This window comes from Streptomyces sp. NPDC090021 (assembly GCF_044748225.1).
Classification (GTDB): Bacteria; Actinomycetota; Actinomycetes; order Streptomycetales; family Streptomycetaceae; genus Streptomyces.
Window position 1 is genome coordinate 226,702 of record NZ_JBIVFO010000003.1, and the last position, 24,218, is coordinate 250,919.

The 24,218-nt window shown below is 72.3% G+C and carries 18 protein-coding genes and 3 pseudogenes; 6 read left to right on the plus strand and 15 right to left on the minus strand.

Features of this window, described 5'->3' with window-relative positions:
* Positions 1 to 423, minus strand: a pseudogene (locus tag ACIPXC_RS03495) (DUF1648 domain-containing protein); the annotation flags it as partial.
* 53 nt (positions 424 to 476) lie between these two features.
* Entirely contained in the window at positions 477 to 824 is a 348-nt protein-coding gene (locus ACIPXC_RS03500) for a GntR family transcriptional regulator (RefSeq protein ID WP_401613061.1), read from the minus strand.
* A 209-nt stretch (positions 825 to 1,033) separates the two neighbouring features.
* Between ACIPXC_RS03500 and ACIPXC_RS03505 the strand changes: the two genes are divergently transcribed.
* The gene (locus ACIPXC_RS03505) at positions 1,034 to 2,869 is read left to right on the plus strand and encodes a glycoside hydrolase family 15 protein (protein WP_401613063.1); all 1,836 of its coding nucleotides are present in this window, start codon (positions 1,034 to 1,036) and stop codon (positions 2,867 to 2,869) included.
* Positions 2,870 to 2,899: 30 nt separating this feature from the next.
* Here ACIPXC_RS03505 and ACIPXC_RS03510 read toward each other — a convergent pair whose 3' ends face one another.
* From ACIPXC_RS03510 to ACIPXC_RS03525, 4 genes are all read right to left on the minus strand, one after another.
* Positions 2,900 to 3,043, minus strand: a complete 144-nt coding sequence (locus tag ACIPXC_RS03510; RefSeq protein ID WP_401613065.1) for a hypothetical protein — start codon at positions 3,041 to 3,043, stop codon at positions 2,900 to 2,902.
* A 31-nt stretch (positions 3,044 to 3,074) separates the two neighbouring features.
* Positions 3,075 to 5,075, minus strand: coding sequence for a copper resistance protein CopC (locus ACIPXC_RS03515; RefSeq protein WP_401613067.1), 2,001 nt, complete (start codon positions 5,073 to 5,075; stop codon positions 3,075 to 3,077).
* Positions 5,076 to 5,390: 315 nt separating this feature from the next.
* Complete coding sequence (locus ACIPXC_RS03520) at positions 5,391 to 6,161, minus strand: DUF1775 domain-containing protein (protein WP_401613069.1); 771 nt, start codon at positions 6,159 to 6,161, stop codon at positions 5,391 to 5,393.
* A gap of 932 nt (positions 6,162 to 7,093) precedes the next feature.
* Positions 7,094 to 8,035, minus strand: a complete 942-nt coding sequence (locus ACIPXC_RS03525; protein ID WP_401613071.1) for a glycoside hydrolase family 16 protein — start codon at positions 8,033 to 8,035, stop codon at positions 7,094 to 7,096.
* 489 nt (positions 8,036 to 8,524) lie between these two features.
* Between ACIPXC_RS03525 and ACIPXC_RS03530 the strand changes: the two genes are divergently transcribed.
* The 3 genes from ACIPXC_RS03530 to ACIPXC_RS03540 all read left to right on the plus strand — a co-directional run bounded on the left by ACIPXC_RS03530 (position 8,525) and on the right by ACIPXC_RS03540 (position 12,502).
* Complete coding sequence (locus ACIPXC_RS03530; RefSeq protein ID WP_401613073.1) at positions 8,525 to 8,959, plus strand: hypothetical protein; 435 nt, start codon at positions 8,525 to 8,527, stop codon at positions 8,957 to 8,959.
* Positions 8,960 to 9,089: 130 nt separating this feature from the next.
* Positions 9,090 to 11,183 carry a bifunctional polysaccharide deacetylase/glycosyltransferase family 2 protein gene (locus ACIPXC_RS03535; protein ID WP_401613136.1) on the plus strand — a complete coding sequence of 698 codons (2,094 nt, stop codon included), beginning with the start codon at positions 9,090 to 9,092 and terminating at the stop codon, positions 11,181 to 11,183.
* The gene (locus ACIPXC_RS03540; protein WP_401613075.1) at positions 11,180 to 12,502 is read left to right on the plus strand and encodes an acyltransferase; all 1,323 of its coding nucleotides are present in this window, start codon (positions 11,180 to 11,182) and stop codon (positions 12,500 to 12,502) included. Before ACIPXC_RS03535 ends, ACIPXC_RS03540 begins: the two co-directional genes overlap by 4 nt.
* A 294-nt stretch (positions 12,503 to 12,796) precedes the next feature.
* Here the strand turns inward: ACIPXC_RS03540 and ACIPXC_RS03545 are convergent, their stop codons facing one another.
* Positions 12,797 to 13,330 (minus strand): hypothetical protein, encoded by a 534-nt coding sequence (locus ACIPXC_RS03545; RefSeq protein WP_401613077.1) that lies wholly within the window; start codon positions 13,328 to 13,330, stop codon positions 12,797 to 12,799.
* A 272-nt stretch (positions 13,331 to 13,602) separates the two neighbouring features.
* On the opposite strand from ACIPXC_RS03545, the gene ACIPXC_RS03550 reads away from it, so the two are divergent.
* Complete coding sequence (locus ACIPXC_RS03550) at positions 13,603 to 13,809, plus strand: hypothetical protein (RefSeq protein WP_401613079.1); 207 nt, start codon at positions 13,603 to 13,605, stop codon at positions 13,807 to 13,809.
* Positions 13,810 to 13,825: 16 nt separating this feature from the next.
* Here ACIPXC_RS03550 and ACIPXC_RS03555 read toward each other — a convergent pair whose 3' ends face one another.
* The 3 genes and pseudogenes from ACIPXC_RS03555 to ACIPXC_RS03565 form a co-directional block, all read right to left on the minus strand.
* Positions 13,826 to 14,545, minus strand: coding sequence for an N-acetylmuramoyl-L-alanine amidase (locus ACIPXC_RS03555; protein ID WP_401613081.1), 720 nt, complete (start codon positions 14,543 to 14,545; stop codon positions 13,826 to 13,828).
* 198 nt (positions 14,546 to 14,743) lie between these two features.
* Positions 14,744 to 14,857, minus strand: a pseudogene (locus ACIPXC_RS03560) (electron transporter); the annotation flags it as partial.
* A gap of 131 nt (positions 14,858 to 14,988) precedes the next feature.
* On the minus strand, positions 14,989 to 16,008 hold the full coding sequence (locus ACIPXC_RS03565; RefSeq protein WP_401613083.1) for a helix-turn-helix transcriptional regulator: 1,020 nt from the start codon (positions 16,006 to 16,008) through the stop codon (positions 14,989 to 14,991).
* Positions 16,009 to 16,103: 95 nt separating this feature from the next.
* Between ACIPXC_RS03565 and ACIPXC_RS03570 the strand changes: the two genes are divergently transcribed.
* On the plus strand, positions 16,104 to 16,850 hold the full coding sequence (locus ACIPXC_RS03570) for an NIPSNAP family protein (protein ID WP_401613085.1): 747 nt from the start codon (positions 16,104 to 16,106) through the stop codon (positions 16,848 to 16,850).
* 31 nt (positions 16,851 to 16,881) lie between these two features.
* Here ACIPXC_RS03570 and ACIPXC_RS03575 read toward each other — a convergent pair whose 3' ends face one another.
* The 5 genes and pseudogenes from ACIPXC_RS03575 to ACIPXC_RS03595 all read right to left on the minus strand — a co-directional run bounded on the left by ACIPXC_RS03575 (position 16,882) and on the right by ACIPXC_RS03595 (position 23,950).
* On the minus strand, positions 16,882 to 17,862 hold the full coding sequence (locus tag ACIPXC_RS03575) for a 5'-nucleotidase (protein ID WP_401613087.1): 981 nt from the start codon (positions 17,860 to 17,862) through the stop codon (positions 16,882 to 16,884).
* Positions 17,859 to 18,104: a hypothetical protein gene (locus ACIPXC_RS03580; RefSeq protein ID WP_401613088.1), complete on the minus strand. Its 246-nt coding sequence runs from the start codon at positions 18,102 to 18,104 to the stop codon at positions 17,859 to 17,861. Before ACIPXC_RS03580 ends, ACIPXC_RS03575 begins: the two co-directional genes overlap by 4 nt.
* Positions 18,105 to 18,209: 105 nt before the next feature.
* A complete protein-coding gene (gene recQ, locus ACIPXC_RS03585) occupies positions 18,210 to 20,228 on the minus strand; it encodes a DNA helicase RecQ (RefSeq protein ID WP_401613090.1) in 2,019 nt (672 codons plus the stop codon).
* Positions 20,229 to 20,761: 533 nt separating this feature from the next.
* Positions 20,762 to 21,025 (minus strand): annotated as a pseudogene (locus ACIPXC_RS03590) (hypothetical protein); the annotation flags it as partial.
* Between the two features lie 471 nt (positions 21,026 to 21,496).
* On the minus strand, positions 21,497 to 23,950 hold the full coding sequence (locus ACIPXC_RS03595; RefSeq protein WP_401613092.1) for a SpoIIE family protein phosphatase: 2,454 nt from the start codon (positions 23,948 to 23,950) through the stop codon (positions 21,497 to 21,499).
* Positions 23,951 to 24,218 lie beyond the last annotated feature (268 nt).

The following is a 24,218-nucleotide window of genomic DNA, read 5'->3' on the forward strand; positions in this document are numbered from 1 at the left end:
CGCCGCGGCAGCGGGGGAAGAGGGTCGGCCGCGGCGCCCGGCGATGAGGCCGAGCGCGCCTGCGGCCAGTGCGGCCACGAAGGTCAGGGCGATGCCCAGTCCCACGGAACCGGCTTCCCGCCAGTCGGCACGGTCCAGGTTCGCGCGGACGATCGACGCCTGGGTGCCCGCCATGAAGACCCCCGTGAACGCCAGTGCCGCCCCGGCCCACGACGGGGCCGGTATGTGCGGGCGCCGCGTCAGGACGACGGTGCCGAGCGCCAGTGCCGCCCATACGAGGGCCGGGAACGCGGAAGCCGCCCACACCGGCATCGACCCGTCGGGCGCGGCCCCGCCCCAGTGCGTGGCCACGCGCGCGGGCAGTCGGCCGCTCGTGGCCAGGGGCAGCGCGGCCAGCAGGGCGAAGACGCCTGTGATCCACACGGCCGCCCCCCATACGCTGCCGCCCGTTCGCGGCACACGGTGCATACGGTCAGTCACGAAAGCCCCCTGATCATCTCGATGAGATCGGTCTTGCCGTACCCCAGTCGTGCCGCGTCGGCCACCAGCTCCCGTGCCCGCTCGAGCAGCTCGGACCGTTCTCCCGCGCCCTGGGTCACGGTGACGCCGCGGCCCCGGCGGAACTCCAGCACCCCTTCGTCCCGCAGGGCCCGCAGGCCTCGGAGCACGGTGTTGGCGTTCACGCCCAGCGCCAGGGAGAGATCCCGGGCCGGTGGTAGCCGATCTCCCGGCGCACACTCCCCTTCGGCGATGGCGCGACGGATGGCTCCGGCCACCTGTTCGTGGAGGGGCCGGCTGTCTGCGGTGTCCAGTCTCAGCAGCATGGTGCTAGTGAGAGTAGCATCAAGCTCATAAAGTCGTGGTGCGTGTTCCGCTTCTTTGCACGCGACGCGTGACGCGTGACGCACGCGACGTACGCCCGCGCACGCTTCGCCTGCGCGGGCGTGCGGGGGCGACTTACCATGAAAGGCGACGTCTTCTCGATCCCCTCAGCTGCCCGCAGCCAGACGGCAGGGGCGGTAGGGAGGCCGGTATGGCATTCGGGAACGGATCCGGCGGCGACGTGGACGGCGCGCGCTACCTGCCGATCTCCGAGCACGGTCTGATCGGTGACCTCCGGACCGCCGCGCTCGTGGGGACGAACGGCACGATCGACTGGTACTGCTGTCCGCGCTTCGACGCACCGAGCGTGTTCGCGGCGATCCTCGACGCGGACCGGGGCGGAGCGTGGGAACTGGCCGCCGAGGTGCCCGCACGGACGAGACAGTTCTACTTCCCCGACACCAACGTGCTGATCACCCGGTTCTACGCGGCCGACGGGGTCGCGGAGATCCAGGACTTCATGCCGGTCGTGGACGAGTCGCGCGAAGCGGCCCGGCACCGGCTGATCCGGCGGGTGATCTGCGTGCGCGGCACCCTTCCGTTCCGAGCGAGAGTGGCTCCCCGCTTCGGCTACGGCGCCGAGGCGCACACCGTGCACACGCAGGCCCACGAGGCCGTCTTCGCCGGCCCGTCGATCTCACTGGCACTGACCTCCACCGCGCCACTCGAAACCGACGGCACGGACGTGTGGTCGCACTTCAAACTCCTCGAAGGTGAGTCCGTGGTGTTCGCCCTCGACGAGATCGGCGACGGCGTGCGCCCGCGGGCCTGTCCGCGTGCCGAGGCGCAGGAGCAGTTCGAGGCGACGGTCCGGTTCTGGTCGGGCTGGCTGAGCCGCTCCCGCTACCGAGGCCGGTGGCGGGAGATGGTGAACCGTTCCGCCCTGACGCTGAAGCTGCTGACCTACGTGCCGACCGGTGCGATCGTCGCCGCACCGACGACGAGCCTTCCCGAGCGGGTCGGCGGCGAGCGCAACTGGGACTACCGGTACGTGTGGGTCCGCGACGCCGCCTTCTGCGTCTACGCCATGCTCCGGCTCGGCTTCACCTCGGAGGCCGAGGCGTTCATGGGCTTCCTGTCCGCACGGTGCTTCGCACCGGGCGCCCACCCCGCCGGCCCGCTGCAGATCATGTACGGCATCGACGGGCGCAGTGACCTGCCCGAGGTCGAGCTGTCCCACCTGGAGGGATACCTGGGTTCCGCTCCGGTGCGCGTCGGCAACGCCGCCACCGGCCAGCTCCAACTGGACATCTACGGAGCGCTGATCGACTCCGTCTACCTGTACGACAAGTGGGGGCGTCCCATCAGCAGTGATCACTGGGACGAGGTCGGCGTCGTGGTGGACTGGCTCTGCGACAACTGGAACCAGCCCGACGAAGGCGTCTGGGAGACCAGGGGAGGCCGGAAGGACTTCGTCTACTCACGGCTGATGTGCTGGGTGGCGATCGAACGGGCCATCCGGATGGCCAACCGGCGCGGCCTGCCGGCCGATCTGCCGCGCTGGCAGCAGAGCCGGGACGCGATCTACCGGCAGATCATGCGGGAAGGCTGGTCGGCCGAGCGCGGAGCGTTCGTCCAGGGACTGGGCCACGACGTGCTCGACGCTTCCGTACTGATGATGCCGATGGCCAAGTTCATCGCGCCCACCGACCCCAAGTGGCTCTCGACCCTCGACGCGCTGACCACCGAACTGGTCTCCGACTCGCTGGTCTACCGCTACGACCCCGGAGCCAGCCCGGACGGTCTGCACGGCTCCGAGGGTACGTTCTCGATCTGCTCCTTCTGGTACGTCGAGGCCCTCACCCGCGCCGGACGCCTGGAGGAAGCCCGGCTGGCCTTCGAGAAGATGCTCACCTACGCCAATCACGTGGGCCTCTACGCGGAGGAGATCGGCCGCAGCGGGGAGCAACTCGGCAACTTCCCCCAGGCGTTCACCCACCTCTCGCTGATCAGCGCCGCCTTCAACCTCGACCGTGCCCTCGGCTGAGGCCCGCGCGGACCGGACGGCGCACGACCCTCACCGCGTCGGGAAGAGGTGCGCTTCCAGGCTGCCGGGTGTCGGGTAGACGCGCTGCGTGGGCAGGAGGCGCTGCGCCTGGGCGGTGCGTCCGCTGCGGACGAGCGCCGCGGCCCTGCGGACCTGCGGGGTGAGGTCCGCCAACGGTTTCCCACGGGCCGGGGCGGCCGGGCGGCTACGTGATGCGTACGGTTCCGCGCACGGTGACCTGGTCGATGTCGGTCGTGCGGACCACGATGTCGAGGGTCCACTCGCCGGCCATGGGCAGCCTGAGGTCGTAGGTGGCCCAATACCCCTTCTGGTTCTTCAGCTTGGCGTCGAGGGGACCGATGCCCTGCTCGCGCTGGGTGAGCGTGAGACGGAGCTCGGGAACGGCGGCGAGGCCGCCGTCCTCGCTGAACACGACCGCCTCGACCGTGTTCTCGCCGACGCGGCCGGGAGCCAGCGTGATCTGGACCTGGCCGCGGCGGTTGGCCGTCCCCAGGTCGAACGGTACGGTGACCACCTTGGCCTGCGGTTCCTGCCCGGCGGCGACCGCGGCGGACTCGGCGACCGCGGCACGGCTGGGCTGGGTACCCGTGAGCAGGGTCGTGATCGCCAGGACCACCACGCCGAGTACGGCTTCGGCCGCGACGGTGCGGCGCAGACCGCGCCGGTACCGCTCGGACTCCTCCACGGGCGAAGACCCGGCACGGTCACCGACGCCGTCGGCGCCGCCCGCCCCGCCTTCCGCGACGCCATCGGGGCTGCCGCTGCCGCCCGTCACCCCCCGGGGACCGGACGCACCGACCAACTCCGCCACGCGCGCCACTTCGGGCTCGGACGTCCGCTGCGCCTCCTCGGCGGGTACGGGATCCTGGAGGAGGCGGGCTGCCGCCCGACGGGAGTACGACGCCACGTACAGCAGGAGGACCACGGCGGCGACCTTCACGACGAGGGTCCTGCCGTACGAGGTGCCGGTCAGGGCCTCCCACGAACCGACCTGCCGCCACGACTGGTACAGCCCGGTGCCGACCAGCACGGCGACCGCGCGGAAGGCCAGCGTCGCGAAGCGGCCCACCGCGGGCGCCGGGAGCACGCGGCCACCCGGTCCCCGGTCCCGCAGTGCGATCACCAGGGTGATCAGACCGCCCAACCAGACGCCCATGGCGACCAGATGGAGCGCGGCGACCGGCATGGCCAGCGGCACCTGCAGCCCGGCGGAGGCATGTTCGGCGGTGGCCCAGCTGAGAGCGAGGCCCAGGGCGAGCGCCGTCCCGGCCAGACGGAACCGGACGCCGAAGTCCGGCGGTTGTGATCCCTCGCCCTCGCCCTCGCCCTTGCCCTCGCCCTGACCCTCGCCCCCGCCCTCGCGGACGGGCCGCAGGGCCGGGTGCCACCGCATCGCGGCGGCGGCCGCGAACAGCAGGGCGAGCCGTACGAGGAACGCGGTTCCGGGCTTCCCGGTGGCGGTCCGGGACAGCCGGGCCGGGTCGAACGCCGATGCCAGCGAGCCCGCCGCCTCGTACGGGCCGCGGAGCAGGAGCAGAGCCGCGGTGGCCACCACCAGGGTCACCCACCCGGCGACGAGCAGCCGCCGTACCGGGCGCAGCGCGACCGCCGCCGGCCAGCACAGCAGGATGAACGCCGCCGCTCCCACGAGGAGGGCCAGACCGCTGTAGGCGAGGTAGCGGAAGAAGCCGTAGAGGCGGCCGACCGCCGTGTCGTCCGGTGAGTCGGTGGTCAGCGTGGCGGCGGTCTCCGAGGGCTTGCCGATGGAGAAGGTGAACGCGCCGGAGATCGGGTGGCCGTCGGCGGAGATGACCCGCCAGGCCACGGCGTAGGTGCCCTCGGGCAGTTCGCCGGACAACTCCACGCGGGCCGTGTTCGCCTTGCCGTCGGCGTGCTGCGCCGGGCGGGGGTTGACGCGTTCGTTCGCCGGTGACAGCACCCTCAGCGCCTCTTCGGGGAAGCTGATGGACTCGGTGAAGGTGAGTGTGACCTGGCGGGGCGGTGTCTGCAGGACGCTGCCGTCGGCGGGGTCCGAGCCGCTGAGCGCGGTGTGTGCGAGGGCAGGGGCGGCTGCGCCGAACAGCAGGGCCAGTACGGCGGCGACCAGTACCAGGAAGGCCAGCGGCTTCCTGGCGAGCGGTGTTCCTGGTGGTGTGCCTGGTGTTCCTGGTGATCCTGTGTGCATGAAGGGCGGTCTCCGGGGTGGCGGTCGTGAGCGGGCGGCCATCGCCACCCGGGACTCGGCTCCGGCCGGGCTGGGACCGACGACGGGATGTGGACGATAGTGCTGCCGGACGGAGGACCGGGGCGGGTGCGCAACTTCGGCTAAAGCCCGGGAACGGGTGACCCGGTGCGGGCGTTCTCCCTGTACATTGCACCCGCCGTTCGGACCCGCCCCGGTGGGTCGGCGGCAGGGCGGGCGCACGGCGTCGGCCACCTGCACACCGGCCCCGCCCCGGCCGCCGCGCTGTGGAGGACGGGTGGTCGGGCTGTCGGCTGGTCAGCCCCGGCTCGGGCTCTGACTGCGGCGCAGCCACCAGAAGGCGCCGACGGCCGCCGCCACCAGGACGGCCGCGACCACACCGAGGACCGTTCCGGTGCCACGGCCCGTCTCCTTCGCGTCCGCGTCCGCGTCCGCGGCCTCCGCGTTCGGGGCCGCGGCGAGAGCGGTCGGGTCGGCCGCGGACGGCTGCTCGGGCGGAACCGTGTCCGGCGTCGCCGAAGGCGTCGGCGTCGGCGTCGGTGAGGGGCTCGGGACGACCGACCCGGCCCCGGGGGCCGCCGCCTTCAGTTGGAGTACGGGCGCCGGGTTGTCGACCTTCTCGCCGTCCTTGGGAACCTCGATCCAGCGGGAGACCATGCCGTCGCCGTAGGTCTCCAGGGTCTTGAACGCCAGGGACTTCTCGTCGGGCAGCCGGCGCACGGTGATGCTGTACTCGGCATCGGTTCCGGTGGCCAGGGCCGTGCCACCGATGGTGTAGCCGTCCGGGGTGGCCGTCAGCTTCCACCCCTCGGGGGCGTCCTTCAGCGTCACGGCGTCCGGGGCGATGCCCTTCGGGAGTACGACCCGCAACTCCGCGATCCCCGCGGAGTCCGACTCCGCCTCCGACGTGAAGGAGAGCGTGACGTTCTCGGCGAGGGCGCGCGGGTCCGAAGCAGTGACCCCGGCGTGCGCGGCGGCCGGACCCGCGCTCAGGCCGAGGACCACCAGGGCGCCGAGGGCGGCCGGTACCGGGCCGCGCGGACGGGGAAGGCTGTGTGTTCCGGTCATGAGGAAGAGCAACCTCTCGGTACGAGGGGATCGGGGGACCGTCTCCTGCGTACGGGGCCGGAGGCCCCCGACGCACCACCGAGTGACAGAGCTCCGTCGCGACCGCCCGCCGTACGGCCCGACCGCCGCGCGGCACGGGTGTGGTCCGCGGACACCGCCCCGGCCACGGCCGGTGGTGGGCGCGAAAGCCCGCGGCGGCGGCTGCGACGGCTGCGACGGCCCGCTGGATCCACCGGCCCACCGTCGTCGGCAGTCGGCTGAGCACCTGATCCGCCCGGTGCGTGAGCGGAGCCGTCGCGCAGGTGGCCATGCCATGGGCCGTCGCCGTCGCCGTCGCCGTCGCGGTCGTCCACGTACCGTGTTGTGCCGCGGCCCGCACGATCTGCCGCCCCGTGCCGTGGGCTTCGGCATGCGCGCCGAACCCGGGATGCCGTACGGACAGGGCCCGGTGCAGCACGAGTTGGGCTGCACCGGTCGCCGTGACCACGCGCCTCCGGGGCCGGGGCGTCCGCGTGACGAGCCACGACAGGGCGAAGGCGACCGCCGCCCCGCCCGTCATCCGCTGCCGGGGAGCCGGTCCCCCGGCCGCCGGATGATGACCCACGACGGCCGGCACCGAACTGAGCAGGGTGAACACGGCAGCCCGCAGCCGCCGTCCGCCCTGCCGCCCGGGCTGCGGACACGGACGCGTCCTTGCACGGGCTCCGGCCATGTCCGGTCATCTTGACCCGGCTTCGCCACCGAATGGCTCCAACTGTCAATTGTGGAGCACCTTTCCGCAGCGGCGGCGGCAGCGGCAGCGGAGGTGGTGCCGGTGTGGCAGAACGACCCGCCATGGCGAGATCGGGTCGGCCAGGTCCTTCCCGCTCACGCTCCCGAAGAGGATCGCGACGACGTGGTCCATGGCGTGGCCGACGTGGTCCCCGGCGTGGTCAGGCCTTGGGGACGGTGTTGATGTGGTGGGTGCCGGTGTTGTAGAAGCCGTCCACCCTGTTCTGGACGTCCGCCGGGGACACGGCCTCGTCCGCCTTGTAGTAGACCCAGTTGACCTTCATCTCCCAGGTGCGCGGGCCGCCGGTGAAGGGCAGGTCGATGAACCAGTTGCTGAAGTGGATGTCCATCTTCTCGCGCGGGACGTACTTGCCGGAGCTGGTGAACACCTCCTCGCCGTCCAGGGAATACGTGACCTTGCCGTCCATCGCCGTGATCATCAGGGTGTGCCAGCCCTCGAGGCGCTGCTTGAGGGTGTTGTTGACCCGGTCCGGCGGGTCGGCCTTGTACCAGCTGACGTTGTCGAGCCGCGGCCCCGTCGAACCCCAGCCGCCGTTCGGCAGGTACTCGAAGTCGAGTTCGCTGTACTGGTCCGAGGCGTCGGAGGGTGAGATCGGGAAGAAGGTCTGCACGACATGATCGCCGTTGCGGCCGCTCGTGGGCTTGTCGCTGAAGTGGACCCGGGCGGCGTACGTGCCCGTGAAGAGGTTCTTGCCGGTCCCCTGGATCTCGACCTGGCTGGTCCCCGCCTTGGTGCCGTCGGTGGAGGACCGTAGCTGCAGGACCCTGCCTCCCTGGGCGGTCGGGTCGGCGGGGAAGGCGGCTCCGGCGGCGGACCAGCTGTCCTTGATGCCCGGTCCGCCCCCTCCCGTACGGATCTCCCAGCCGTGGGCGGCGAGCGCGGGGTCGTCGGCGCCGCTGTACCGGAAGTCGTCGAACAGGGTTCCCGGCGGTCCGGACGGGGTCGGCGAGGCACTGCCGCCGGGTGCGGCGGCATCGCCGGCGGGGCCGCCGCCGGAACAGGCCGCGAGTACGCACAGGAGGGCGGGCAGTGCGAGCGCGGCCCACGCGCGGCGACGAGAGGTGCGGCGGGGCGGGCTCACACGGGCTCCTTGGGGGAGTAGAGGCGATATTCAGACACGCCCTCGCGCATGGAGGGGCAGTGGCTGATCCGATGAGGGCGTCATCCTAAGGCCCGGGGTGGGGGTCGCGGCGACCGCCGTGACTGCCTCGCGCACCACCCGGACGCCACGGTTCCGGCGAAGGTTCCGGCGAAACGCTTTGGCTGAAACGCTTCCCCGCTCGTACAAGGGCGACCGTGCGGACGGTCTACCGACCAATACCCACCAAATGGCGTTTCGATCCGATTACGACCCATGAATAGATCGGGACAAACATGTGCATCAGGTTCAAGTCGCTTCAGGTTGGTGCACTAGCGTTCGCCTTGAGATTCCGCGGTCCCGGTCTACGTACCCTGCAATGAAAGGCCTCGCACGGTGCGCCCTGCAAGCAAATCCAGCCACCGTGGATCGGCGTACCCGACAGGGTTCGACATACCCGAGCCGGACTTCGAGGCGCCTGCTCCCGCACCCGTGTTCGTTGACCAGTCGGGTCTGCGTGGCCGTCTCCTGCGCGGCTTCGGTTGGCCGGTTTCCGTCGTCGGCGCGATCCTGGCGGTCGCGATGGCCGGCAGCCTGATCGGTGTGCAGGCGGACGCCCCGGCGATGGGCATCCCCCCGCAGCCCTCCCGGACGCCCGTGCCGTCGCGCACCCCCGCACCGTCGCTGTCGCCCGCCCCGTCGTCCGCGCAGGACGCCTCGTCCGCACCCCGGACGGTCGCACGGTCCGCGAGCCCGCAGCCGAAGACCGAGGCCACCACCTCGAAGACCACGGTCACCACCTCGAAGACCGCGGCCACCACGCCGAAGACCGCGGCCACCACGTCGAAGACCGGGGCGACCGCGCAGCCCGGCGCCACCGCGCCGCGCGGGGCGAAGCCCTCGGGCCGGCCGGCCGAACAGCCCTGATCACCCACACCGCCCTCGCCCGGCCGCGCAGCCCCGATCACCCGCACCACCATCTCCAGGAGCGTCATTGTCCCGCCACCAGCGCCGCCGGCAGTCCCTGCTGAGGCCGCGCCGACTGGCCGCGCCACCGCTGCGCTTCTTCATGCCGCTCTCCCTGCTGGCCTGCCTGCTCGCCCTCCTCGTCCTGCGCGGCCTCGCCACGAACGAGGCGTTCCACGATTCCCGGATCGCGATCTCGGTCGACAAGACGACCGTGCCGAACCACCTGCTCAAGGGCGGCCCGGTCATCGACGCGCGCGGCGCCAGGAACGAGCATCCCGTCAGCTACCGCATCCCCGACCGGACCGCGGTGCTGAGTTTCGACGACGGCCCCTCCCGGGAGTGGACGCCGAAGATCCTCGAAGTGCTCGCCGCCCGCGACATCCGGGCCGACTTCTTCGTGACCGGTGCGATGACCACCCGCAACCCGGACCTGATCCGCCAGATCGTCGCGGGCGGTCACGAGCTCGGCGTGCACACCTTCACCCACCCCGACCTGGTGTACCAGTCCCACACCCGGATCAGCTGGGAGCTGGCGCAGACACAGCTCGCGCTGGCCGGGGTCGCGGGCGTCCACTCCGCGCTGTTCCGTCCGCCGTACTCCTCCGACGCCACGGCGATGGACGACTGGAACTACCCGGTGATCAAGTACGTGGGTGCGCGTGGCTATCTCACCGCGTTCATCGACCGCGACACCGACGACTGGAAGCGCCCCGGCGTGGACGCGATCGTCAAGGCGGCCATGCCGGCCGAGCCCGGCGCGGGCGCGCTGATCCTGCTGCACGACGCGGGCGGCGACCGCAGCCAGACCCTTGCCGCGCTCGTGCGGATCATCGACGAGCTGCAGGCCCAGGGCTACCGCTTCACCACCATCTCCGACGCGCTCGGCGCCTCCAGCGCGACCGTGCCGGTGGACGGATTCCAGCTGTGGGCGGGCAAGGTGTTCGTCTGGGCCACCCAGGCCGCTGTGCACACCCTGCCGGTGCTGGTCGGGCTGCTGGCCCTGGTGGGCTTCCTCAACTTCGGCCGCTTCGCGCTGATGCTCGTCCTCGCACCGATCCACGCCCGCCGCTCGAAACGGCGGGACGCCTGGGGGGCGCCCGTCACCGAACGGGTCACCGTACTGGTCCCCGCCTACAACGAACGCGAGTGCATAGCCAACACCCTGCACTCCCTGGCCGCGAGCGACCATCCGATCGAGGTGATCGTCATCGACGACGGTTCCACGGACGGCACCGCGGACCTCGTCGAGGAGATGAACCTGCCGTTCGTACGGTTGATCCGCCAGGTCAACGGCGGCAAGTCCAGCGCGCTCAACACCGGAATCGCGGCTGCCTCGCACGACATCATCGTGATGATGGACGGCGACACCGTCTTCGAGCCGTCCACCGTGCGCGAGCTGGTCCAGCCCTTCGGGGACCCGACGATCGGCGCGGTCGCGGGCAACGCCAAGGTCGGCAACCGCGAGAGCCTGATCGGTGCCTGGCAGCACATCGAGTACGTCCTCGGCCACAACCTGGACCGCCGGATGTACGACATGCTCGGCGTCATCCCGACCATCCCCGGCGCGGTCGGAGCCTTCCGCAAGGAGGCCCTGCGGCGGGTCGGCGGGATGAGTGACGACACCCTCGCCGAGGACACCGACATCACCATCGCGGTGCTCTGCGACGGCTGGCGGATCGTCTACGCCGAGTACGCCCGCGCCTGGACCGAGGCTCCCGCCAGCCTCCAGCAGCTCTGGTCCCAGAGGTACCGCTGGAGCTACGGCAGCATGCAGGCGATGTGGAAGCACCGCCGCGCCGTGACCTCCCGCGGCCCGGCGGGGCGCTTCGGCCGGCTCGGGCTGCCGCTCATCGTGCTCTTCGGCGTGGTCGCCCCGCTGCTCGCGCCACTGGTCGACATGTTCCTGGTGTACGGCGTGCTGTTCGGGGACGCCCCGATCACCCTCGCCGGCTGGGGCGGCTTCATCCTGCTCCAGGCCGCGCTGTCCTGGTACGCCTTCCGGCTCGACCGCGAGAAGCCCTGGCACCTGATCAGCCTGCCGATCCAGCAGCTGGTCTACCGCCAGCTCATGTACATCGTCCTGCTGCAGTCCGCGATCACGGCGATGACCGGTGGCCGGCTGCGCTGGCAGAAGCTCCGGCGCACCGGCGAGGTCGCCGTGCCGGTGGAGGCCCGACCGTGACCGCACTCATCGACCTCGGGCGCACCCGGGGCAACCGGAACACCCGGGACACCCGGGACACCCGGGACACCCTGCAGTTGAGGGTCCCCGCCGCACTGCGGGCCCGGCCGGAGCGGGAGCCGGAGCCCGGATTGGAGCCCGGACCGGAGCGGGAGCCGGAGACTGCACCGTCCCGGAGCAAGGGCGGCCGGGACCGCTACCTCGACCTGCTGCGCACGCTGGCGTTGGCCCGCGTGGTGCTTTACCACAACTTCGGCTGGTTCTGGCTGCCGCTCGTCTTCCCGTCGATGGGCGTGATGTTCGCCCTGGCCGGCTCGCTGATGGCGCGATCGCTCAGCCGACCCGCCCTCGGCGTGATCCGCGGCCGACTGCGCCGGCTGCTGCCGCCGATGTGGCTGTTCGGCGCCGCCGTGATCGCCCTCCAGATCCTCGCCGGCTGGGGCCCCCAGTCCGACGGTCACCCCACCTGGTGGTGGTCCAAGCTGGCCTTCTGGCTCCTGCCGCTGAGCACCCCGCCGTACGCGGACGAGCTGTCCGGCTTCGGGCTCGTGGAACCCACCTGGGCGGCGCAGATCATCGTCCCGCTCTGGTACCTCCGGGCCTACCTCTGGTACGTCCTGTTCTCACCGCTGCTGCTGCGGGCACTGCGACGCTTCCCCGTGGTGACGCTGGCCGCGCCCCTGGCGGTGGTGATCGTCATGCACACGTTCTTCGCCGACCAGGAGTTCGTCTACGGCCGGGTCTGGGAGACCGCCAACGACTTCGTCACCTTCGGCGCCTGCTGGATCCTCGGCATGGCCCACCAGGAGGGGCTCCTCAGGAAGATCCCGCAGTACGTGCTGCCGTCCGTCGCGCCACTGATCATGGTGGCCGGCTTCTGGTACCTGCAGACCCGGCCGGTCGACCCTACCGTGGCGACCGACATCGAGTCCTGGCCGATCGCCCAGGCCCTGTGGTCCATCGGCTTCGTCGCCCTCCTGCTCCACGTCAGCCCGTCCTGGGAGCGGTGGCCCAGGCCGCTGGAACGCTGGAACGGCCTGATCGGCCTGGTCAACGCGCGCGCCGTCAGCCTCTACCTGTGGCACCAGGTCGCCCTGGTGGTCGCCATCCCGCTGATCGATCCCCTCTGGAGCGTCCCCTTCGTCTACGCGCACTTCCAGTGGCTGCTCGCCAGCCAGTGGTTCACGCTGCTGGTGGCGATCCCGCTGATCGCGCTGCTGGTGCTGACCTTCGGCTGGGTCGAGGACCTGGCCGCCAGTCGCCCGCCGCGACTCCTGCCGTACCCGCGCCGCCAACGGGGCAGACGCCGCGCCGACTGACACGACCGCCCGACCGCCGGGGGCCGCACCCGGGTGGTTCCGGGCCGGCGGTCCGGGTGTCACCGCGGGTGCGCATGCGCGCTCTTCGCAGGAACTCCTCGGCGAGCAGGCGGCGGTCCGAGTCCGCTCTGAAACGAACGCCCCGCTGTTCCCGCACCGCCCGAGCCGGCCGCCCCGCCCGCTCCGCCTTACCACTTGTCCATGCTTCGCGGCCGGGCCGTACCGGCAGAGGACGAACGGGCCGAACGGGCCCCTGTCCTGCGCGTCTGATCGCACCGGACAAGAGGCAGCCTGCTATGTGTCCTTGACCTCCAGCGCTCCTCGAGCCAGGCCTATGAACGTGACGTACGCTGCCCGGAAATCCTGGTAGGCAGCGTCGTACGCGTCGCGGCGCCCAGAACTGTCGTCACTGAGTAGCGCGTTGAGTCGCTGCTGCACGCGCCGGGCCATGTTCCGCACGTGATCCGCCGCGTCGGACACAGAGGCAGGGCCATCGAGCCGGACCTCGTGCATCGCCCTGTTCATGTCCCCGATGGCCGGGCCGATGCGCTCGCACATCTGCGTCAGGAGTCGGCCCCTGCTCTCACGGTCACGCGCCGCATCGACGTCGTCAATCTGCCAGGTGACCACGTTGAATGCGTGCGCGCAGCTCGTCATCTCCCGATATGCGGATCGGCGCCGCTCACGCTCCTCACGCAGGGCCTCTGCCCTTGTGGTCGTCTCGGCTTGGGCCCGGGTTGCGCGGAGAGTCGCCCGCGCGGTGATGTAGCCGGCTCCGAGCGCGGTCAGTGCAGTGAGGATGCCGACCCACAGTCCGCTGTCTGTCATGGTCAGAGAGTTTGTCAGCCGAGGACGGCAGTGAGACAGCCTACGAGTCGATCACCGACCGTCACCCCTGACGGCCAGATATCTCCCCATGAACCGGCCGCCGGTGGGGATTCCCAACCGGCCACTGACACACGAGTGGCACGACGGTGAGCTCGACGAGTGGCGGGAGGGACCGAACGCCGTGCCGGCCGTGGCCCAGTGGTACGTGCGCGACGTGCCCCTGCTGCGACCGCCGGGGCAGGCCGATCTGCTCCAACTCCTGTGGTGCCGACATGGCCCCGCTGCTCACCATCGCCTCGAAGCGATGGCATTCCCGCCACCGCAGCCGGGTCCCGTACGAGGACCGGGAGATCGCCGGGGTCGCCGGCTCCGGCGTTGAGGATTCGCCCGGGGCGCAGATTTCGGGAGGCAACCATCCGCAGCTCTACGTCTGGCCCGGAGTCCCCCCGCAACCCCCGCACATCGGCCTGATCCGGTGACACCGCCCGTCCGCGGCTACCGGGGGTGCCTTCCGCGGGCCGCGGTGAGGATCTCTCCCGTCTGGGCGGAGCGCAGGGGGCCGGGGCACGCGTGGCCGCCCCAGGCCCGGCCGCCCATGCTGTGGATGCCCAGGCCCCGGCCCAGCGGGGTCGGGGCGGGGGCCAGGGGCCAGCCGTGCTGGGCCATGCCCCAGGCGTAGATCCGTGCCACGGAGTCCACCTGCTGCGCCGTCAGCGGCCGGCTCGCGAAGCCCGAGGTCTCCACCGACAGCCAGGACGGGTTGCCGGTGCCCTGTGCCCAGGCCCGGTCGTGCGCGGAGACGTACTGTTCGATCTCGCCGGACTGCGAGACCCAGAAGTGCGCGGAGGACCTCACCGCCGGATCGCTGAAGCGGTCGTGGAGCGAGTTCTCGCCCTCCTGCACGTGCAGGACCAGACCCCGCACCTCCCGGAGCCCGCCCGGAGTGAAGTTCACCGAAAGCGGCCTGAGGGTCGCGTCCGGCATCCACGGCTGTGCGGGTACGGAAGCCGCCTCGGCGGGTGCCGGCCCCGACCCGCCCTCGGCCCATGGCTCCATCGGGCCGGGTCCGGGGCCCGGGCCGGAGTCGGGGCTCCCGCCGAATCCGGCGACGACGCCGAAGGCGGTGGCGATGAGTCCGCTGCTGGCACAGACCATCGCGTCGCGGCGCGACACGGCCCGCGGCCTCGGCTTCGGCTTCGGTTTGCGGTGGGTCACGCGAGCGGCGCCCTGGCTGCGGCTCGTCGGGATCGGAGCATCGGAGGGTCCCTTGCTGGACTGACGTTCTCCAGCGGAATGCTTCCCGACCATTGGTGTCGGAATGAGACCGGATGATGACCGTTTCGTGACAGTCTTGCGGATCCCCTGGGTCAGGTCAGGTCAGGTCAGGTCAGGGACGCCGCGCCGAAGGAGACGTCGGTTGCCCTTGAGCTTGCCCGGGCTCACGTACGTGCCGTCGTCGAAGACGCGCCATCCGGCGCCGCCCTCCTTCACCGGGGCATCGGTCAGCCGGACGCGCGGGTCCGGGCCGTAGCCCCGGCCCGATGCCGGGGCCACGTGAGGGGGGTACGGTTCGGGGCCGTCCCCCGGCCAGGGCAGACGTCTCCGACTGCTACGACCTCCGCCCGCGTTCCAAAGTAGCCGTACCCGGTGCCGGCCCGTCACCGAAGTTCCCTTCCGGATGAATGGGCTCCTGTCCCTTGACCGACGACGCCGTAGGACCGGGCGAGTGCGCCGACCGTGTTGGCCATGGCCCGGCGCAGCTCCGGCGGCGCGAGCACCTCCACGTCCGCGCCGAGCCGCAGCAGTTCACCGCAGGCGTGTGCGGTGCTCTCCGTCGGAACGACCGCCTCCACCCAGCCGTCCGCACCGGTGGCCGTCGCGGTGGCGTCGACCGACCGCACCACCTCAGGTGCCACGTTGTCGGGCAGGCGCCGGCGCCCCTGCGGGGACAGGCGGATGGTGGCCGTGCCCGTGTAGCGGCGTGCCCGGAAGTCCGCGAGGTAGGAGGCCCAGTAGGCGTCCAGCTCGAAGTCCGGCGGGCGGTCGAAGCGTTCGTCGCTCAGCACCGCTTCGAGGACCTGCGCGACCCGGTAGGTCGCCGTCCCGCTCTCCGTGGCGGCCACGACGTACCAGACACCGGACTTGAGGACCAGACCGTAGGGGCGGAGGCGGCGGGACACCTCCTGCGGCGCGCGCCATCGGCGGTAGCGCGCCTCCACGACGCGCTGCGCGAGCGTCGCCTCCACGAACAGCGGCAGATGCGGGATCCGTTCGGGTTCCCGGTACCAGCCCGGGGCATCCACGTGGAACACCGCGGCGGTGCGCGCCGCCTCCTGCCGCGGCCCCGCCGGCAGCGCGGCCAGCAGCTTCAGCCGCGCCGCCGCCACCTCCGCCGCCAGCCCCAGGTCGGCGGCCGCCCCCGGCAGCCCGGCGAAGAGCAGCGCCCGCGCCTCCCCCTCGCTCATCCCGGTCAGACGGGTGCGATAGCCGTCGAGCAACCGGTAGCCACCCCCACGGCCCGGCTCCGCGCAGACGGGTACGCCGGCTGCCTGCAGCCGCTCCATGTCCCGGTAGGCCGTGCGCACCGGCACACCCAGCTCCTCGGCGATCGCCCGCGCGGACATGCGGCCCCGCGATTGCAGCAACAGCAGGACGGACAGCAGACGACCGGCGGACATGCGCCCATTCTCCCCGGAAACCCTGACAGCCCCTGGCACGCCCGGGGCCTACCGTCGGTCAGCACCCGTGCAACGAACCGGAAGAGGAGCCTGCCGTGCCGTCCGCATCCACCGACCCCGCCCACGAACTCACCGTGATCGAGCTCCGCCAGTACACGCTGCGCCCGGGCCGCCGCGACGACCTCGTCGAACTCTTCGACCGGGAACTGGTCGAGACCCAGGAGGAGACCGGCATGACCGTCCTCGGCCAGTTCCGCGACCTCGACGACCCGGACCGCTTCGTCTGGCTGCGCGGATTCCCCGGCATGGCGGCGCGGCACGACGCGCTGACCGCCTTCTACGGCGGCCCCGTCTGGAAACGGCACGGCCCGCAGGCGAACGCCACCATGCGCGACTCCGACGACGTCCTCCTGCTGCGCCCCCTGACGCACGACGGCTCCTTGCGCGCCGCGCCGTCCACGAGGCCGCGCCCCGGCACACCGGCTCCCGAACGGTTCGTGTCCGCGACGCTGTGGTCCTTCCCGCCCGGCCGGGACGAGGGGATCGCCCTGGTCCGGGACGGTCTCCTGCCGCTGCTGCGCGGCACCGGAGCCGTGCCGCTCGCCGCGTTCGCCACCGAGACGGCGCCCAACACCTTCCCCCGGCTCCCGGTCCGCACCGGGGAGAACGTGGCGGTGGTCCTCACCTCCCACCCCGACGAGAAGGCCCACCTGCGGCACCTGACCGCGCTGCGCGCCCACCCCGTCGCACGGGACGAGGTCCTGCCCGGCATCGAACGGGAAGGGACGTCGGCCCCAGTGACCCTGCGCCTGGCCCCCACGGGCCGCTCGCTCATGACCTGACGTGCCCGAGGGGTGATCCCGGCCGGCGCCCTCACCCGGCGTCGGGCGGGGCGTCGGGCGGGGCGTCGTGCGCGGCGTCGGCCGGGGGCGTGTTGACGACTCCGAACGGTACGTGGACGCTGGGCGTGGCCGGCGCCGTCCCGTTCAGGTGGGAGACCTGGTCGTCGAAGAAGATGTGCGGATCGAGGACGCTCATCACGGCGGACTTGTCGATCCCGCCGAGGAAGAACGCGTCGTTGACGCGCAGCCCCCACCGCTTGAGGCTGCGCACGGCACGTTCGTGCGCGGGGGCGTCCCGGGCGGTGACCAGGGACACCCGCAGCCGCAGCCGGTACGCGGGGTCCTCGCGACGCCTGTCCTCCTCCCGGCACTGGATGCGGTTGATCCCCGCGAGGAACTCGCTCAAGGGGCCCGGGTCGTGCGGGGTGGTCGCGTTGAGGACCTCGTGCGCGCGGAAGCCGTCGATGCCGGCGTCCTGGAAGATCCGCTCGGAGGAGTCGCCCGCCAGCACGCCGTCGAAGTCGAAGGCGATGCGGAGTTCCTGGTCGTCCTCGTCGTCGACGCGTGCCGTCTGCAGGACGTGCCCCGCGGGCAGCCCGTCCGCCACCGCCGCACGGACGTCGGCCCCGTCGGCCGACAGGAACAAGGACATGTTCAGGGCGCGCATGAAGCGGTGCGCCGACCGGCCCTGCCGGAAGACGGCCCGGGTGATGGGCAGACCGTGTGCGGCGACCGAACGCATGACGCGCAGGCCGCTGTCCGGGTCGTTGCGCGACAGCACGATCACCTCGACCAGCGGGTCCGACGGCTCCGCGAGGTCGTTCAGTGACAGCAGGCGACGGACGAAGGGGAAGGCCACACCCTTGGCCAGGACATCGTCCACATGGGCCTCCTGGTGTGCCCGGTAGGCGTCCTCCCCCTGCTCCCGGAACACCGCGTGGCAGTCGGCCAGGTCGAACAGGGCGCTGGAGGCGATCCCGATCACCAGGCGGTCGGACAGGTCGTACCTCATGACGCCCCCTGTTGGCACCTGCGCGCCATCGCCGATGACCGCCGCTCCTTCGTACGTGCCGAACATACATGCCCCCGCCCCGTCGCCACCGGCCGCCGCAGCTGGCGGCGGACCAGGGTGTGGAAGAGGCCCGCCGGGTCGGCGAGGGGTTCGGCCGGCGGGCCCTGCTGGACGACGCGGCCGTCGGCCGTGGCGATCACCCGGTCGGCGTCCATCACGGTGGACAGGCGGTGGGCAATCACGACGCGGGTGGCCCGCAGCGCGCGGGTGGACTCCGCGTACGGCGAGGGGCCGGGTCACCGTACGGCGACCCGGCCCCTGGGCCTGCTGCGGGCGGACCCGGCGGGTCACTGCCAGTCTTCGTCCCAGGGCGGCGGGTCCGTCTCGTCCAGGTCGAAGGGCGGCTCGTCGAGTTCCGGCGCTGCGGACCGGGCCGGACGGGAGGAGGCCGGCGCGGGCCCGGCGGGCGTGACGGCCTCGGCCGGGTGTGCTGCGGCGGGGGCGGGAACGGCGGCACCGCACTGCGCCAGGGTGGCCAGCACGCCCTCCGCGTACTTGGCGAGCTTCGCCTCGCCGACGCCGCCGACACCGGCCAGCTCCTCCACGGTGGCGGGCACCCGCGTCGCGATCTCCCGCAGCGTCGCGTCGTGGAACACGACGTAAGCCGGAACGCCCTGCTCCTTCGCCGTCTCGGCCCGCCAGGCGCGCAGGGCCAGGAAGACCGGCTCGGCCGCGGCCGGCAGGTCGACCGGTACGCGGGCGCCCTTCCCCGAGCGCGACCCGGACTCCTTGCGGGAGGCGGCCGCGGGCGCCTTCTCCTTCCGCATCGGGACCTTGCGACGGCCCCCCAGCACCTCGCCGCTGTCGTCCGTCAGCACCAGCGTCCCGTACTCGCCCTCCACCGCCAGCAGCCGCTGCGCCAGCAGCTGGCGCACGACACCCCGCCACTCGGCGGTGCCCAGGTCGGCCCCGACACCGAACACCGAGAGAGCGTCGTGGTCGAACTGGATGACCTTGGCCGTCTTCTTGCCCTGGAGGATGTCGATGATCTGGCCCGCGCCGAACTTCTGCCGCCGCTCCTTCGCCAGCCGCCACACGGTGGACAGCAGCTTCTGCGCGGCGACCGTCCCGTCCCAGGATTCGCCCGGGGTCAGGCACGTGTCGCAGTTGCCGCAGGGGGTGCCCGTCTGACCGAAGTACGCCAGCAGCCGCACCCGTCGGCACTCGACCGTCTCGCACAGCGCCAGCATGGCGTCGAGGTGCATGCTCAGGGAGCGGCGGTGCGCCTCGTCGCCCTCGGAACCGTCGATGAGCTTGCGCTGCTGGACCACGTCCTGCAGGCCGTACGCCAGCCAGGCCGTGGCGGGCTCGCCGTCACGGCCGGCGCGGCCGGTCTCCTGGTAGTAGCCCTCGACCGACTTCGGGAGGTCGAGATGCGCCACGAAACGCACGTCCGGCTTGTCGATGCCCATGCCGAACGCGATGGTGGCCACCACCACGACCCCCTCCTCCCGCAGGAAGCGCGCCTGGTTCGCCGCGCGGGCCCGGGCGTCCATTCCGGCGTGGTAGGCCACTGCGTCGATGCCCTGCTCGACCAGGGAGGCCGCGGTCTTCTCCACCGAGGCCCGGGAGAGGCAGTAGACGACGCCCGCGTCCCCCGCGTGCTCGGTCCGGATCAGCTCCAGCAGCTGCCCCAGCGGGTTGTTCTTCGGGACGATGCGGTACTGGATGTTCGGCCGGTCGAAGCTGGCGACGAAGTGCCGGGCTTCCTCCAGACCGAGCCGCGCCACGATCTCGGCATGGGTGGCCTCGGTGGCCGTCGCCGTCAGCGCGATCCGCGGCACCTTCGGCCAGCGCTCGTGCAGCATGGACAGCGCGAGGTAGTCGGGCCGGAAGTCGTGACCCCACTGGGCGACGCAGTGCGCCTCGTCGATCGCGAAGACCGACACCCTGCCCCGGTCGAGCAGCCGCTGGGCGCTCTCGGTGCGCAGCCGCTCGGGGGCCAGGTACAGCAGGTCCAGCTCGTCGGCGAGGAAGGCCTGCTCTACGGCCTGCCGCTCGTACGGGTCCTGCGTCGAGTTGAGGAATCCGGCCCGCACCCCGAGCGCGTTGAGCGCGTTCACCTGGTCCTGCATCAGGGCGATCAGCGGCGAGATCACGACGCCGGTGCCTTCCCTGACCAGCGCCGGGATCTGGTAGCAGAGCGACTTGCCGCCGCCGGTCGGCATCAGCACGAGGGCGTCGCCGCCGCTGATCACCTGCTCGATGATCTCCTGCTGCTCACCGCGGAAGGAGCTGTATCCGAACACGCGGTGCAGGACCTGCAGAGCGTCGGAGGTATCGGGGGAAGTGTCCGGAAGGGCCATCCACGAAGCCTATCGGCACCCGCCGACAACCCGGGCCCGCCCGCCGGAACCGGGCCCGCGTCCGGCCCGCTCAGGTCGGCGCCCCGGCGGGGGCCCGCGAGGCCCGCGGGGGCCCGCCGCGCGGGTCGGCGCCCTGGCGGGGGAGGGGTGCGCCCCTTTCCCCGCCAAGGCGCCGCCGACCCGGCAACGGGCCCGTTCCGCGGGTCAGTGGGTCAGTTCACGCGTTCGATGCGGGCGCGGCGGATGAGGTTCTTGCCGGGTTCGCGGACCTTGTCGAAGGCGGCGTTGTTGAGGAGGACGCAGCTGCCGGAGGGGCCGTTGACGGTGACGGTGGTGGTCTGGTTGTTGTCGAGGTTGGTGACCTTGAGCTTGGTTCCGACGGGGAAGGTGCCGCTGGTCGCGGCCGGGGGTCCGGCCTCACCCGACAGCGTCACCGTCGACCCCGCACACACGACCTCGCCGGTGGCCGGTGCTGCCTGCCGGTCGCCCGCGGCGGCGGGCGGCGTGGCCGCCCGGGCCGGGGCGTCGCTGCCGCCGACGCGTTCGATGCGGGCGCGGCGGATGAGGTTCTTGCCGGGTTCGCGCACCTTGTCGAAGGCGGCGTTGTTGAGGAGGACGCAGCTGCCGGAGGGGCCGTTGACGGTGACGGTGGTGGTCTGGTTGTTGTCGAGGTTGGTGACCTTGAGCTTGGTTCCCACGGGGAAGGTGCCGCTGGTCGCGGCCGGGGGTCCGGCCTCACCCGACAGCGTCACCGTCGACCCCGGACACACCACGTCCGGGGCTGCGGCGTTGCCCGTCGCCATCGTGGCGACCGCCCCGCCGGCCACCAGGGCTCCTGTGGTCACAGAGAGCACGAGCTTCTTCGTAGAACTCATCGTCCGTTTCCGGGACATTGACACTCCTCGATCCGATGGTCACTGCCTCCCCCTTCCTGCATACGCCCGGCGTCACCAGCGGATTCAGTTCTTGTCGCCGTGTTACAAATCCGGCGGGGGCGCGTGCCCGGCTGCTCCGCACGGCCCGCCGCGCCGCCCCGGCGTGCCCGGAAGCCACTCGAACGCACAGGTCGCAGCCCTGCGGCCGGGGCGGATTGACGAGCGCGGCGCCCGCGCCGGTCCTCGGGAGCGCCGCCGGGACGACCGGGTCGCACGGATCCTTAAGGCTCAGTTGATCCCGCCTTAATGCTCCGCGGTGTCAGGTGCGGGTGGCCCGGACGATCCAGGTCGCGGAGGCGCGCACCGCGCGGTCGAACCGGTCGGCCGGCGCCGTCAGGCGTGCGGCAGGGCCTGTTCGGACCACACGGTCTTGCCTCCCATGGTGTACCGGCTGCCCCAGCGGTGTGAGAGCTGGGCGACGATGTACAGGCCGCGGCCGCCTTCCTCGGAGCTGCGCGCACGGCGCATCCGGGGCTGGGTGCTGCTGGAGTCGGAGACCTCGCACGTCAGGGTGTCCGCCCGGATCAGCCGGAGCCGGACCGGGCCGCCGGCGTACCGGATGGCGTTGGTGACCAGCTCGCTGACGATGAGCTCCGTGCTGAAGGAGAGTTCGTCGAGGTCCCAGGCGGTCAGCTGGGCGAGGACGAGGTGGCGTGCGTCGGCGACGACCACCGGGTCCGCGTCGAGCAGCCACGTCGCGATGGCCGCGGCCTCCACCTCCCGGGTGCGGGCCAGCAGCAGGGTGACGTCGTCCTTCAGCCTGCCCGGCGGCAGCCCCTCCACGATGTCGTGCCGGGCCTCGCGCAGCGGCCGGCCGAGCACGTCCGAGCGCAGCAGCCGTTCCGCGAGGTCACGCATGCCGTGGTCGATGTCCCCCTCGCCGCGTTCGATCAGGCCGTCGGTGTACAGGGCGAGGACGCTCCCCGGCGGGAGTTCGCGCTCGACCGGCTCGAAGGGCCAGCCGCCGACCCCCAGGGGCGGCCCGGGGCTCAGCTCGACGTACTCCACGGTTCCGTCCGGGCCCACCACCGCCGGGGGCGGGTGGCCTGCGCTCGCCATGGTGCAGGTCCGGGTGACCGGGTCGTACACGGCGTACAGGCAGGTGGCGCCCGCCGGGCCGGTCGGCAGCGGGACGCCCGCGTCCGCGTCGTCCGCGTCGTCGCTCTCGGCCTCGGAGGCGAACTGGACGACCATGTCGTCCACGTGCGCGAGCAGTTCCTCCGGTTCCAGTTCCAGGTCCGCCATCGCCCGTACGGCGCTGCGCAGGCGCCCCATCATGGCCGTGGCGTGCAGGCCGTGCCCGGCGACGTCCCCGACGACGAGGGCGACTCGGGCCGACGACAGGGGGATCACGTCGAACCAGTCGCCGCCCACTCCGCTGTCCGCGTCGGCGGGCAGGTAGAGACCGGCGGCCTCCACCGCGGGCTTCTCCGAGGTGGCGGGCGGCAGGAGGCTGCGCTGCAGGCCCACGGCGGTGCGGCGTTCCTTGGTGTAGCGCCGGGCGTTGTCCACGGCGACCGCCGCACGGGCGGCGATCTCCTCCAGCAGCGCGAGGTCGTCCTCCTCCGGCGGAGCGGCGTCGCCCGTGAGCCAGAGCGTGAGCCTGCCGAACCTGATGCCCCGTGCGCACAGCGGGGCCGTCATCGCCGAGTGCGCGCCCGGGACGCCCGTGGCCCATTCCGGGGCCGCGTCGTCCCCGGAGTCCGCGGGCCGGCCCCCGAGGCCGGTGATCACCTCTCCCCTGCATTGCCGCCCGCCGCGCCCGTCCGCTCCGGGTGCGGCGAGGGGCGCCGCGAACCGGGCCGTCCCGGTGCGCAGCGCCTCCGATTCCGTACCGGCGACGGCCAGCCGGATCAGGGGCAGGGCGAGCTGCCCGTCGGCGGGTGGTTCACCGCCGGTCAGCACGGTCTCCGCGAGGTCCACCGCGGCGCAGTCGCCGAACGCGGGCGCCAGGACCTTCACCAGGTCCTCCACGGTGCGCAGGACGGACAGGGAACCGCCCAGCGCTCCGGTCGCGCGGTACAGCAGGTCCAGGCGTCCGCGTGCCCGTTCGTGGTCGGTGACGTCGGTGAACACGGCCGCCACGCCCATCGGGTGGCCGTCGGGTTCCTGGAGCCGGAACGCCTGGACGGTCACGATCCGGCCGCCCCTCGGCTCGTCGAGGGTGCGCACGGTCGTGTTGAGGCCGACCAGGGGGACGCCGCTGTGGACGACGTCCCGCAGCCGGTCGTCGAGGGTCCGCGCGTCCTCGGCCCACAGGAAGTCGGCCAGCCGCCGGCCGTACAGTTCGACGGGCACTCCGGTGTACGGCAGCAGGTGCGAGTTCGTCCGGAGCAGCCGCAGGTCCCTGTCGAAGACGGCCAGGCCCACCCGGCCCTGCAGGAACAGTTCGTGCGTGAAGGCGTTGTCCTGCCGCCACCGGGCGACGAGCTCCTGGGCCGCGCCGAGCACGAGGAACCGGGCCGCTTCACCGTGCGCGCCGTCGGTCAGCGGGACGACACGGAAGCCGACCTCCAGCGTGCGGCCCGAGCCGTGCCGCAGTGAGGCACGGCCCTCCCAGCCCGCCCGGTCCCCGTGCCCGGCACCCTGGGCCAGCACCGCTGCCCAGCTGCCCGGGTCCGCGAGCAGGTCGCGTGCGGGGCGGCCGCACACGTCCGCGGACCGGCGCTCCAGCAGGGTTTCGGCCGCTCCTGTCCAGGCGACGACCCGCCCGGAGGCGTCCAGCAGGGCCGCGGCCGTGTTGGTGACAGCGAAGGGGTAGTCCTGGTTGCTCTCGGTGGCGCGCATGCGTGCCCATCTCGTCCGCCGGTCCCGCTGTCCTCATGCTGCTCGATGTCCGCAACGGCAGCCAGGGGCGTTGCGCCGTCCGGTACCGCTCCGGGCATCAGTCCCAGTGTCCCGCGGACACCCGCGGTCCGGAGGGCCGCGTGACCGGCGAGCGGCCGCCTCGCGCGAGCCGTGTCCGGGCCCCGCCACCGGAGAGGTGCCGGGCGGGGCCGGGCCGACGGCCGGGGTTCCACCGGGCCCCCTCGTTCCACGCGCGTGGGACCGTTCG